Origin of the sequence: Gemmobacter sp., from assembly GCF_016792925.1 — a bacterium.
Taxonomy (GTDB): Bacteria; Pseudomonadota; Alphaproteobacteria; order Rhodobacterales; family Rhodobacteraceae; genus Gemmobacter.
Genome location: NZ_JAEULU010000278.1, coordinates 1 through 11705, shown reverse-complemented (window position 1 = coordinate 11705; position 11705 = coordinate 1). Strand labels below are relative to the sequence as shown.

Annotated in this window: 14 protein-coding genes, 1 pseudogene and 1 riboswitch; all 15 genes and pseudogenes read left to right on the top strand. The window is 67.7% G+C overall.

Features of this window, described 5'->3' with window-relative positions; translation table 11 throughout:
* Nucleotides 1-145: 145 nt before the first annotated feature.
* Nucleotides 146-369, top strand: a riboswitch (cobalamin riboswitch).
* Between the two features lie 31 nt (nucleotides 370-400).
* Nucleotides 401-1276, top strand: coding sequence for an ABC transporter ATP-binding protein (locus JNN06_RS13185; protein WP_291240053.1), 876 nt, complete (start codon nucleotides 401-403; stop codon nucleotides 1274-1276).
* A 22-nt stretch (nucleotides 1277-1298) separates the two neighbouring features.
* The gene (locus tag JNN06_RS13180; RefSeq protein ID WP_291240052.1) at nucleotides 1299-2231 is read left to right on the top strand and encodes an ABC transporter substrate-binding protein; all 933 of its coding nucleotides are present in this window, start codon (nucleotides 1299-1301) and stop codon (nucleotides 2229-2231) included.
* 3 nt (nucleotides 2232-2234) lie between these two features.
* Nucleotides 2235-3296 carry an iron ABC transporter permease gene (locus JNN06_RS13175; RefSeq protein WP_291240051.1) on the top strand — a complete coding sequence of 354 codons (1062 nt, stop codon included), beginning with the start codon at nucleotides 2235-2237 and terminating at the stop codon, nucleotides 3294-3296.
* Between the two features lie 91 nt (nucleotides 3297-3387).
* Entirely contained in the window at nucleotides 3388-3633 is a 246-nt protein-coding gene (locus JNN06_RS13170) for a type II toxin-antitoxin system ParD family antitoxin (RefSeq protein WP_291240050.1), read from the top strand.
* A complete protein-coding gene (locus tag JNN06_RS13165) occupies nucleotides 3620-3934 on the top strand; it encodes a type II toxin-antitoxin system RelE/ParE family toxin (protein WP_291240049.1) in 315 nt (104 codons plus the stop codon). Before JNN06_RS13170 ends, JNN06_RS13165 begins: the two co-directional genes overlap by 14 nt.
* Nucleotides 3935-3994: 60 nt before the next feature.
* Entirely contained in the window at nucleotides 3995-4627 is a 633-nt protein-coding gene (locus JNN06_RS13160) for a GntR family transcriptional regulator (protein WP_291240048.1), read from the top strand.
* An 89-nt stretch (nucleotides 4628-4716) separates the two neighbouring features.
* Nucleotides 4717-5712 (top strand): biotin synthase BioB, encoded by a 996-nt coding sequence (gene bioB / locus JNN06_RS13155; RefSeq protein WP_291240047.1) that lies wholly within the window; start codon nucleotides 4717-4719, stop codon nucleotides 5710-5712.
* Nucleotides 5709-6833 carry an aminotransferase class I/II-fold pyridoxal phosphate-dependent enzyme gene (locus JNN06_RS13150; RefSeq protein ID WP_291240046.1) on the top strand — a complete coding sequence of 375 codons (1125 nt, stop codon included), beginning with the start codon at nucleotides 5709-5711 and terminating at the stop codon, nucleotides 6831-6833. Before bioB ends, JNN06_RS13150 begins: the two co-directional genes overlap by 4 nt.
* Nucleotides 6830-7477 (top strand): dethiobiotin synthase, encoded by a 648-nt coding sequence (gene bioD / locus JNN06_RS13145; protein WP_291240045.1) that lies wholly within the window; start codon nucleotides 6830-6832, stop codon nucleotides 7475-7477. Before JNN06_RS13150 ends, bioD begins: the two co-directional genes overlap by 4 nt.
* Nucleotides 7474-8739, top strand: a complete 1266-nt coding sequence (locus JNN06_RS13140; RefSeq protein WP_291240044.1) for an adenosylmethionine--8-amino-7-oxononanoate transaminase — start codon at nucleotides 7474-7476, stop codon at nucleotides 8737-8739. Before bioD ends, JNN06_RS13140 begins: the two co-directional genes overlap by 4 nt.
* A complete protein-coding gene (locus JNN06_RS13135; RefSeq protein ID WP_291240043.1) occupies nucleotides 8726-9712 on the top strand; it encodes a beta-ketoacyl-ACP synthase 3 in 987 nt (328 codons plus the stop codon). The genes JNN06_RS13140 and JNN06_RS13135 overlap by 14 nt, the downstream gene beginning before the upstream one ends.
* Before the next feature lie 95 nt (nucleotides 9713-9807).
* The gene (gene queC / locus JNN06_RS13130) at nucleotides 9808-10509 is read left to right on the top strand and encodes a 7-cyano-7-deazaguanine synthase QueC (protein ID WP_291240042.1); all 702 of its coding nucleotides are present in this window, start codon (nucleotides 9808-9810) and stop codon (nucleotides 10507-10509) included.
* On the top strand, nucleotides 10509-10862 hold the full coding sequence (queD, locus tag JNN06_RS13125) for a 6-carboxytetrahydropterin synthase QueD (RefSeq protein WP_291240041.1): 354 nt from the start codon (nucleotides 10509-10511) through the stop codon (nucleotides 10860-10862). The genes queC and queD overlap by 1 nt, the downstream gene beginning before the upstream one ends.
* Nucleotides 10859-11566 (top strand): 7-carboxy-7-deazaguanine synthase QueE, encoded by a 708-nt coding sequence (gene queE / locus JNN06_RS13120; RefSeq protein ID WP_291240040.1) that lies wholly within the window; start codon nucleotides 10859-10861, stop codon nucleotides 11564-11566. The genes queD and queE overlap by 4 nt, the downstream gene beginning before the upstream one ends.
* Before the next feature lie 15 nt (nucleotides 11567-11581).
* Nucleotides 11582-11705, top strand: a pseudogene (locus JNN06_RS13115) (NADPH-dependent 7-cyano-7-deazaguanine reductase QueF); the annotation flags it as partial.

Below are 11705 nucleotides of genomic sequence, written 5' to 3'. Positions count from 1 at the left end.
GCAAGGCGCAGCGGGGCTGCATCGTCTGGCGGGCGGGCGCGCGACGGGCCTGCCGCAAGGCGATTTCCCGCCGGGTCAGACGGCGCCATGTCGGGCGGATGCGTCGCCGTGTCGGATTGCGGCTTGACGCAAGGCGCGCGGGCCTGCATGGCTTGAGGAAGATGGTTCCCGGCCAAGCACAGCGCGGACGGGTGAAAAGGGAATACGGTGTGGTGTAGGCAAAAGCCGCCAAATCCGTGACTGCCCCCGCAACTGTAAGCGGCGAGCGACCCCCACTGCCACTGCGCCCGGCCCTTGCGGCTGGCGCGGGAAGGCGGGGCAAGCCGAGACCCGCGAGTCAGGAGACCTGCCATCGCCCCCGATAACCGACCCGGGCGGGGTGCCCCGGATGGAGCATGCGATGGACAGTTTGAAACGGCGGCCCCAGGCCGTGTTGCCCTTTGCCAAGCCGCAGCCGGTGGCTGCGGTGGCGCCCGTGACGCCTGCTACCACCGTGCTGCCTGCGCCGCCCACGGTTCTGGCGCTGGAGGGCGTGAGCTGGGGGCCGAAGGGGCAGGGCGATATTCTCTCTGACCTCGATTTCGCTGTGCCCGAGGGGCAGATCATGGCGATTTGCGGCGCCAATGGTGCGGGCAAATCCTCGCTCTTGCGGCTGATCTATCGCCATCAGGCGCCGCGACAGGGCCGGGTGCGGCTGATGGGGCGCGACATCTGGCAGATGGGCGCGATGGAAACCGCCCGCTGCCTTGCCGCCGTCTTGCAGGAACAGCCCACCGATTTCGCGCTGACCGCCCGGCAGATCGTCACGCTGGGGCGCCTGCCGCATCGCAAGGGCTGGGGCTGGGCAACGCCCTCCGGCAGCGATGCCGCGATCGTGGCGGCGGCCATCGCGCGGATGGATCTTTGCACCATGGCCGACCGTCCCTTCGCCACGCTTTCGGGCGGCGAGCGGCAGCGGGTGATGGTAGCGCGCGCGCTGGCGCAACAGCCCAAGATCATCGTGCTGGACGAGCCGACCAACCACCTGGACATCCGGCATCAGCTGGAACTGCTGGCGCTGCTCAAGGGCCTTGGCCTGACCGTCCTCGCCACGCTGCATGATCTGACCCTTGCCGCCGAATTTGCCGACCGGGTGCTGATCCTGCGCGAGGGCCGCATTCTGGCCGATGGCCCGCCCGAGACCGCGCTGACCGAGGCCCATCTGGCCCAGGCCTTCAACGTGCGCACCCGGATCGACCGATCCGGCGATGCACCGCGCTTTTCCTTCCATCTGTGATCCCTGCCTGAAAGGCCCCCTGATGCTTCGCCTCTCGCTTGCTGCTGTTTTGCTGTCTGCCTCTGCCGCGCTGGCCCAACCCGTCACCGTCAAAAGCTGTGACCGCGAGGTCACCTTCGATGCCCCGCCCGCCCGCGCGATCTCCAATGATGTGAACCTGACCGAGATGATGCTGGTTCTGGGGCTGCGCGACCGGATGGTGGGCTATACCGGCATTTCCGGCTGGAAAACGCTGGATGCCGAAATGCGCGAGGGCGTGGCAGAGCTGCCCGAGCTTTCGGCCAAATACCCCACCAAGGAGGTGCTGGCCGGGGCCGAGGCCGATTTCTTCTTTGCGGGCTGGAATTACGGCATGAAGGTCGGCGGCGAGGTGACGCCGGAAACCCTCGCCCCCTTCGGGATCAAGACCTATGAGCTGACCGAAAGCTGCATCTTCGTTGGCCCCAAGCCGAAGTCGAGCATGGAGGACATGTATATCGACATTCTGAACCTTGGTCGCATCTTCGGGGTCGAGGCCAAGGCCGAGGCGCTGGTGGCGGGCTGGAAGGCCCGGCTGGCCGAGGTGACAGCGCGGGTGGATCGCAGCGCGCCGCTGCGCGTGTTCGTCTATGACAGCGGCGAGGAGGCGGTGTTCACCGCTGGCGCCTATGCCATGCCGACCGCGATGATCGAGGCGGCGGGCGGGGTCAACATCATGTCCGATCTGGAGAAAAGCTGGGCCGAAATCGGCTGGGAGCCGGTGATCGAGCGGAACCCGCAAGTGGTGGTGATCGTGAATTACGGCGATGTCACTGCCGAACAAAAGATCGCCTTCATGAAGCAGAACCCCGCCTTCGCCCAGATCGACGCGGTGAAGAATGACCGTTTCGTGGTGCTGGAATATGTCGAGGCCACGCCGGGGCCGCGCAATATCAAGGCGGTGGAAAAGCTGGTTTCCGGCTTCTGGGGGCAGTGAGGCATGGCCCGCCCGCCCTTTGCTGTCCGGCGCTTGGGGGCCGGTCTGGGCCTCGCGCTGGTGGCGGCGGCGGTGCTGGTGCTGTCTGTCGTGCTGGCCGTGTCGGTGGGGGCGGTGGCGATCCCGCCGGCAACGGTCTGGCGCATCGCGCTGGATCAGGTGGCGCCCGGTCTGGCGGCTCACGGTCTGGTCACGCCGGATTGGAGCGCGGGGCGGGCGAATATCGTCTGGGAAATCCGCTTTCCCCGCGTGATGCTGGCGGGGCTAGTGGGGGGGGGCCTCGGGATTGTGGGGGCGGCCCTGCAATCGGTGACCCGCAACCCGCTGGCCGATCCGCATCTGCTGGGCATTTCCTCGGGGGGGGCGTTCGGTGCCATTGCGGCGCTGCTGCATACCGGCATGTTTCTGGGCCTGCTGACGGTGCCGCTGATGGCCTTTGGCGGGGCTTTGCTGGCGACGCTGCTGGTGCTGGGGGTGGCCCGGCTGGCCGGGGCCAGCAGTGCCGACCGGCTGGTGCTGGCGGGGGTGGCGGTCAGCTTTGTCATCATGGCCTGCGCCAATATCCTGATCTTTCTGGGCGATCCGCGCGCCACCCATACGGTTGTGTTCTGGATGCTGGGCGGGCTGGGGCTGGCGCAATGGGGGCATCTGGTCTGGCCCTTAGCGGTGCTTGTGCCCTGCGGGCTGTGGCTTTGGTCGCAGGCCGGGCGGCTGAACGCGATGAGCCTTGGCGATGAAACGGCCGCCAGCCTCGGCATCGAGGTCGGGCGGTTCCGGCTGACGGTGTTTGTCGTGGCCGCGCTGATCACCGGGGTTCTGGTGGCGTTTTCCGGGCTGATCGGCTTTGTCGGGCTGATGATGCCGCATCTGGTGCGCCTTGTTCTGGGCGGCGATGCGGCCCGCGTCCTGCCGGGCTCGGCGCTGGCGGGGGCGGTGTTCCTGATCTGGGCCGATGCGCTGGCGCGGGTGGCCGTCGCGCCCGAGGATATGCCGATCGGCGTGGTGACCGGGCTCGTGGGCGGGCTGTTCTTCATCTGGATGATGGCCCGTCGCCGTCCGGTGTGACGGCGCCGGCGGGACGGGTTCCGGTGTCAACGGCAGGCCCGGCTTGCAAGATGGCAATCTTTGCCATATCCTGACACGGAAGGAGACCGCCATGGGCAGCATGAATATCTCTTTGCCGGACCCGATGAAATCCTGGGTCGAGGATCAGGCGAAAACCGGCCGTTACGCCAATACCAGCGATTATGTCCGCGATCTGATCCGGCGCGACCGCGCGCGGCAAGAGGCGGTGGCCGAGATTCAGGCGGCTGTCGATGCGGGCCTCGCCAGCGGCCCCGCCGTGGCGCTGGACCGCGAAGCCTTCAAGGCGCGGCTGCGGGCGCAGCATGGCGGCGCATAACAACGGCTGGGCGCTGCGCCCGGCTGCCGAGGCGGATCTGGCAGAGATCTGGCAGCAGGGCGCGACCCGCTGGGGCATGGCGCAGGCCGACCGCTATGCCGACGGGCTGTTTGCGCTGTTCGACCTTTTGGCGCGCTTTCCCGAGATGGCGCCAGAGCGCCGCGAGATCACGCCGCCGGTGCGCGTGCATGCCAGCGGGGCGCATCTGGTGATCTATCGGCGCGGAACAGATCATGAGGTCGAGATCATCCGCATCCTGCACGCCCATCAAAACCTGATGGCCCTGCTTCAGGACGGCTGAGGCGCCGGAACCGCAAGGTTTGCAGTTGGAATCCCGGCGGGTGAAGGGTAGGTCCAATCCATGCAGGACGAAATTGACCCGACGCTCGCCGATCGCATCGTAACGGCTCTGGCCTCCGAGATCGAGGATGGCCGATTGCAGCCCGAGGCCCGGCTGTTGCAAAACGAGATCGCCGCGCGCTTTTCGGCCAGCCATGTGCCGGTGCGCGAGGCCTTCCGGCGGCTGGAGGCCATGGGGCTGGCGCAATCGCTGCCGCGCCGCGGGGTGCGCGTTGCGGGCGTGACGGCGGCGCAGCATTTCGAGGCGCTGGAGATGCGCGCGGCGCTGGAAGCGCTGGCGCTGCAACATGCCCAGCCGCATTATCCGCCGGGCCATCTGGCAAAGCTGCTGGAGGCCGACCGCGCGTGCAGCGCCGCCCTTGAGGATGCCGCCTGGGATGCCGCCAATCGCGACTTTCATCACCTGCTGATCGAACCCTGCCCGCTGCCCGGCCTGATGGCCGAGATCGCGCGACTGCAAGCGATGCTGCGCCGGGGCGCGATGCATCTGGGCGGGCGCCAGCGCCTGCCTCTGCCGCGCGATGACCGCGACCACAAGGCCATTCTGGCCGCGCTGCGCGATGGATCGGCCGAGCGCGCCGCCAGCCATCTGGCGCAGCATATCCGCAAGGGGCACCTGGCTCGCATACTATAGATAATGCGAGCGCCATCTGAAAAATGATGGACAAAAGATAGATAGCTTGTCAATTCCTTGCCCCATCATAGGATGTGGGGCGAAGCATCATGCCAAAAGATCTGATCACCAGCGATGTTCGCACCGACTGGACGCGCGCCGAGGCAGAAAATATCTATAATCTGCCTTTCATGGATTTGCTGTTTCAGGCGCAAACCGTGCATCGCGCGCATTTCGACCCCAATCAGGTGCAAATGAGCCGCCTTTTGTCGGTGAAAACCGGCGGTTGCCCCGAGGATTGCAGCTATTGCAGCCAATCGGCGCGCAACGGGGCGCAGCTCTCTGCCTCCAAGCTGATGGAGGTGGAGCGCGTGCTGTCCGAGGCGCGCAAGGCCAAGGCCGCCGGCGCCACGCGCTATTGCATGGGCGCGGCCTGGCGCAGCCCGAAAGACCGCGACATGCCCGCCATCGAGGCCATGGTGCGCGGCGTGCGCGAGCTGGGCATGGAAACCTGCATGACGCTGGGCATGCTGGATGAACATCAGGTGCTGCGCCTGAAGGGCGCGGGGCTGGATTACTACAACCACAATATCGACACCTCCGAATCCTTCTACCCCGAGGTCATCACCACCCGGACCTTTGCCGACCGCATCGACACCCTCGCCCGGGTGCGCGAGGCCGGGATCAAGGTCTGCTCGGGCGGGATTCTGGGCATGGGCGAAACCTCGGGCGACCGGATCGACATGTTGCTGGCGCTGGCCACGCTGCCGGAACATCCCGAAAGCGTGCCGATCAACATGCTGATCCCCATCGCTGAAACCCCGCTGGCCAAGGCCGCCCCGGTGGACCCGATTGATTTCGTGCGCGTGGTGGCGCTTGGCCGCATTCTGATGCCGCGCAGCCATATGCGCCTGTCGGCGGGCCGCACCGAGATGAGCGACGAGATGCAGGCGCTGTGCTTCTTTGCCGGGGCCAATTCGCTGTTCATGGGCGATACGCTGCTGACCGCCGCCAATCCGGGCGAGGATCGCGACATGCAGCTGTTCCAGAAACTTGGGCTGCGCCCCGAGGTGCCGCGCTGCGACGGCGCCTCGCCCGAGGCATGAGCCTGCTGGCGGCACAGCGCGGGCTGTTGCAGGCGCTGGATCAGCGCGGGCGCCGCCGTGCGCTGCATCCGGTGGCGGGCCTCGATTTCGCCTCGAATGACTATCTGGGGCTGGCGGGCTCTGATCTGCTGCGCGATCTGACCCGCGCGGCGCTGGAGCGGGGCCACCCGCCGGGGGCAGGGGCGGCGCGGTTGCTGCGCGGCAATCATGACGCCTTCACCGCGCTGGAACAGGCTGCCGCCGCGCATTTCGGCAGTGGGGCGGCGCTGTATTTCGCTGCGGGCTATAGCGCCAATCTGGCGATTTTCAGTGTCTTGCCCGCCGCGCGCGATCTGGTGCTGCATGATGCGCTGATCCATGCGAGCGCGCGCGACGGCTTGCGCCTTGGCGCCGCCGAGGCCCGCGCCTTTGCCCATAATGATGTGCAATCGGCCCGCGACACGCTGCGAAACTGGCGGGCTCAGGGTGGCAAAGGGCAGGTCTGGCTGGCGGTGGAAAGCCTTTACTCCATGGATGGCGATTTCGCGCCGCTGGCCGATCTGGCCGCGCTGGCCGCCGAGGAACAGGCCTTCCTCATCGTGGACGAGGCCCATGCGACCGGCCTTTGGGGGCCGGAGGGCCGGGGCCTTGCCGCGCCCTTTGCCGATCTGGAAAACGTGATCACGCTGCACACCTGCGGCAAGGCGCTTGGCGTGCAGGGTGCGCTGGTCTGCGCGGCGCCGGTGCTGGTCGCGCTGCTGGTGAACCGCGCGCGCAGTTTCATCTATTCCACCGCGCCCTCGCCCCTGCTGGCCGAGGTGCTGCGCGGCGTGCTGGCCCATCTGGAGGCCGACCCGAGCCGCCGCCTTGCCCTGTTGGCGCGGGTGGCGCAGGCGGGTGATCTGGCGCGGGGCATCGGTCTTGTGCCCTCGGGCAGCCAGATCCAACCCGTGATCCTGCCGGGCGATGCCGCCTGCCTTGCCGCCGCCGCCACCCTGCAAGCGCAGGGCTTTGACATCCGCGCCATCCGCGCGCCGACCGTGCCCAAAGGCGCCGAGCGGCTGCGCCTGTCACTGACACTCAACCCGCCCGCATCGGCGCTGCCCGCCGCCCTTGCCGCGCTTGAACAGGTGCTTGCATGACCCCCAGCTTCACCGCGCCCCCCGCCTTTATCGTCACCGGCACCGATACCGGCATCGGCAAGACGCTGTTTTCCGCCGGGCTGGCTGCGCGCCTTGGCGCAACCTATTGGAAACCCGTGCAATCCGGGCTGGAGGAGGAGACCGACAGCCAGACCGTCGCGCGTCTGACCGGCGCCTTTTGCCACCCCGAGGCCTATCGCCTGCGGCTGCCCGCCTCGCCCCATATCGCCGCCGCCGCCGAAGGGGTGGAGATCGACGACACCACCCTGACGCCGCCCGCCACCCGCCCCTTGGTGATCGAGGGGGCGGGCGGGCTGATGGTGCCGCTGACCGATCAGGTGACCTTTCTGGAGGTGTTCGCGCGCTGGCAATTGCCGGTGATCCTTTGCGCACGCACGGCGCTTGGCACCATCAACCACAGCCTGCTGTCGCTGGCGGCACTGCGCCGGGCCGGGGTGCCGCTGCATGGCGTGGCCTTCATCGGCGCGGCCGAGCCGCATGTGGAAAGCACGATCTGCCGCATGGGCGCCGCCCGGCCTCTGGGCCGTCTGCCTAGGCTGGAGACCGTCACACCCGAAAGCCTGCGCGCGGGTTTTGACGCGGGCTTTGCGCCCGATGCCTTCGGGCCGGGGGGCGCGGCATGAGCTCCTCGCCGATCTGGCACCCCTTCACCCAGCACGCGCTGTTCCCCGAGATGCGCGCCATCACCAGCGCCAGCGGTGCCTGGCTGACCGATGCGGCGGGGGCGCGGGTGTTTGATGCGGTCTCCTCGTGGTGGGTGGTCACCCATGGGCATTGCCACCCCCATATCGTGCAGGCGATCCGCGATCAGGCCGGGCGGCTGGATCAGGTGATCTTTGCGGGCCATACCCATGAACCGGCGGAAAACTTTGCCCGCCTTTTGCTGGCGCATATGCCGCCCGCCCTGACGCGGCTGTTCTTTTCCGACAGTGGCTCGACGGCGGTGGAGGTGGCGATCAAGATGGCGCTTGGCCATTTCCGCCACCGGAATGAAGGCCGGGGCGCGGCGCGGCACCGCATCGTGGTGATGGAAAACGGTTATCATGGCGATACGGTCGGCACCATGTCGGCGGGCGAGCGCGGCGCCTTTACCCAGCCCTATGACCCGCTGCTTTACGCGGTGGACCGCATTCCCTTTCCGGCGCCGGGCCGCGAACAAACGACGCTGGACGCGCTGGAGCAACTGGCCCGCGCGCCGGAAACGGCGGCGCTGCTGATCGAGCCGCTGGCGCTTGGCGCCGGGGGGATGCTGTTCTATCCGCCCGCCATTCTGGCCGAAATGGCCGCGATCTGCGCCCGCCATGGCGTGCTGCTGATCGCGGATGAGGTGATGACCGGCTGGGGCCGCACCGGGCGCTTTCTGGCCTGTGATCATGCAGGCGTGGTGCCGGATATTCTGTGCCTCTCCAAGGGGATCACCGGCGGCCATCTGCCGCTGGCGGTGACGCTGTGCCGCGAGGAGATCTTCGCCGCGCATTGGTCGACCGACCGGCGCAAGACCTTTTTCCACTCCTCCAGCTATACTGCCAATCCGATTGCCTGCGCGGCAGGTGTCGCCAATCTGGAGATCTGGGCGCAAGAGCCTGTGCAGGCCCGGATTGATGCAGTGGCAGCGGCGCAGGCCAAGGGGCTGGCCCGGCTGGCGGCGCATCCCAAGGTCAGCGGCGCCCGGCAGCTTGGCACGCTTCTGGCGGCCGAGATCGGCGGGCCGGGCAGCTATATGGCCGAAACCGGCCCGGCGCTGCTGCGGTTTTTCACCGAACGCAACCTGCTGATCCGGCCCTTGGGCAATACGGTCTATCTACTGCCACCCTATTGCAGCACAGAGGCCGACCTGACCGCCTGCCACGAGGCCCTGCTGGAGGCCGCCGATGTCTTTGGCTGAGCGCGGGGTGGAGATGGCGGGCTTTGGCCATTACCTGCCCGCGCGCCGGGTGCTGAATGCCGAGATCGAGGCCGATCTGGGCCTGCCCGCAGGCTGGATCGAGACGCGCACTGGCATTCGCAGCCGCCATTACGCCGCGCCCGATCAGGCGTTAAGCGATCTGGCGGTGCCGGCGGGGCAGATGGCCTTGCAGGGGCAAGACGCCGCGCAGGTGGGCATGCTGCTGCTGGCGACCTCGACCCCCGATCACCTGCTGCCCCCCACGGCGCCCTTGGTGGCGCATCGGCTGGGGCTGACCTGCGGCGCGGTTGATCTGGCCGGGGCCTGCGCCGGGTTCTTGCAGGCGCTGGTGCTGGGGGCGGGGCATGTGCGGATGACCGGGCAGGCGGTGCTGGTCATCGCGGCCAATCTGCTGTCGCGGCGGATCGAGCCGACCGAGACCGCCAGCCGCGTGCTGTTTGCCGATGCCGCAGGCTCGGTATTGCTGCGCCCGGCCCGCGATCCTGAACTGGGGCCACGCGCTGTGGTGCTGCGATCGGATGGCGCGGGCTATGACATGATCCGCATCGAGCGGGGCGGCTCGCGGCTGCCTTTCACGGGGTCGGGGGCGGGCTCGGGCGGCTTGACCATGCGGATGCCCGATGGCCGCGCCGTCTTTGCCCGCGCGGTGGAAGGCATGGTGCAATCGGCGCAAGAGGCGCTGCGCGCGGCTGGTCTTGACGCATCGCAGATCGCCACATGGCTGCCGCATCAGGCCAATCAGCGCATCTTGGACAAGGTGGCGGCGCGGCTTGGCCTTGAAGGTGCCGATTGTCCGGGCACCCTTGCGCAGCATGGCAATTCCTCCGCCGCCACCATGCCACTGGCGCTGTCCTGCCGGGTGGCGGGACAGGGGCGGCTGCGCGAAGGGCCCATGCTGCTTTCGGCCTTCGGGGCGGGCACGCTTTGGGGCTCGGTCATCTGGCAGGGCTGACCCTCGCCTTTGGGCGGGGTTGCGGCCCCGGCCTCAATTCCCTAAAACGCCCGCACCGGTCGCAGCCTACCCGGTTATCAAAACAAGGACTGACCATGAAAACACTTGTCATCTGCTCTGGCGGATTGGATTCCGTATCGCTGGCCCATATCGCCGCCAGCAGCCGCGATCTGACCCGGCTCGTTTCCTTCGATTATGGCCAGCGCCACCGCAAGGAGCTGGATTTTGCCGCCGCCGCCGCCGCAAGGCTGGGCGTGCCGCATCACCTGATCGATCTGCGCGCCATTGGCGCCGCGCTGACCGGATCGGCACTCACCGACAATATCGACGTGCCGGACGGGCATTACGCCGAAGAAACCATGCGCATCACCGTGGTGCCCAATCGCAATGCCATCATGCTGACCGTGGCCTATGGCATCGCGGCGGCGCAGGGCGATCAGGCGGTGGCGACGGCGGTGCATGGCGGTGATCACTTCATCTATCCCGATTGCCGCCCGTCTTTCACCCAGGCCTTCGACACCATGCAGCGCGCGGCGCTGGACGGATACGCCGATGTGCGGCTGTGGACGCCCTTCGTGCATCGCAGCAAGGCCGATATCGTGCGCGAGGGCGCGGCCCATGGCACGCCCTTTACTGAGACATGGTCGTGCTACAAGGGCGGCGCGCAGCATTGCGGGCGCTGCGGCACCTGTGTGGAGCGGCGCGAGGCCTTTGATCTGGCGGGCCTGCCCGATCCGACCCCCTATGCCGACCCCGATTTCTGGCGCGAGGCCGTGGCCAACCGGGCGGAGGCGTGATGTTTCGCATCTGCAAGGAATTTCACTTCTCCGCTTCGCATCAACTGACCCATCTGCCCGCCGATCACCAATGCGCGCGGCTGCATGGGCATAACTATGTGGTCATGGTCGAGCTGGCGGCGCCCGCACTCAATGCCGATGGTTTCGTGCGCGATTATCACGAGCTGGCGGCGCTGAAACACTATATCGACAGCCAGTTCGATCACCGGCACCTGAACGATGTCTTCCCCGGCCCCTCCACCGCCGAGGCGATGGCGCGGCATTTCTACGACTGGTGCGCGGCGCGCTGGCCCGAGACCGCCGCCGTGCGGGTGTCGGAGACGCCAAAGACCTGGGCCGAGTATCGGCCATGAGCCGCCTGCGCATCGCCGAGATTTTCGGCCCCACCGTGCAGGGCGAGGGCGCCTTGATCGGCCAGCCCACGGTCTTTGTGCGCGCGGGCGGCTGCGATTACCGCTGCGTCTGGTGCGACAGCCTGCATGCGGTGGACAGCCGGTTCCGCCATGACTGGGCTGCCATGACGCCCGAGGCGGTGATGGACCGCATCCGCGACCTCAGCGGCGGGCGGCCCCTTGCCGTCTCGATCTCGGGCGGCAATCCGGCGATCCAGGATTTCGCGCCGCTGATCGCGCTTGGCCGGGCCGAGGGCTATGGCTTTGTCTGCGAAACCCAAGGCAGCCTCGCGCAAGACTGGTTCGCGGCGCTGGATATGCTGGTGCTGAGCCCCAAGCCCCCCTCCAGCGGCGAGGTGACCGACTGGGCGCGGTTTGACGCCTGCCTGACGGCGGCAGGGGCGGCGCCTGTGGTGATGAAGATCGTGATCTTCGATACAGAGGATTACGCTTTTGCCCGCGCTGCCCATGCCCGCCATCCCGGCCTGCCGATCTATCTGCAACCCGGCAACCCGGAGGTCGACCCCGAGGCCCCGGTCTGCCTGCCCACCGCCGCCGCGCGCCTGCGCTGGCTGATCGAGACCGTCGCCGCCGATGGCTGGTTTGCCCCCCGCGTGCTGCCGCAGCTGCATGTCTGGGTCTGGGGCAATCAGCGCGGGGTTTGAACTTTGGAGCGTCCCATGACCGACACGATCTATAGCAATCTCAAGCAGTTGGGCGGCGCGACCGTGCTGCCCGCCAGCCCCGAAGCCGCCGAGCTGGAGCGCGTGCGCAACCCGCAAGCCGACACGGCCTATTGCGTGC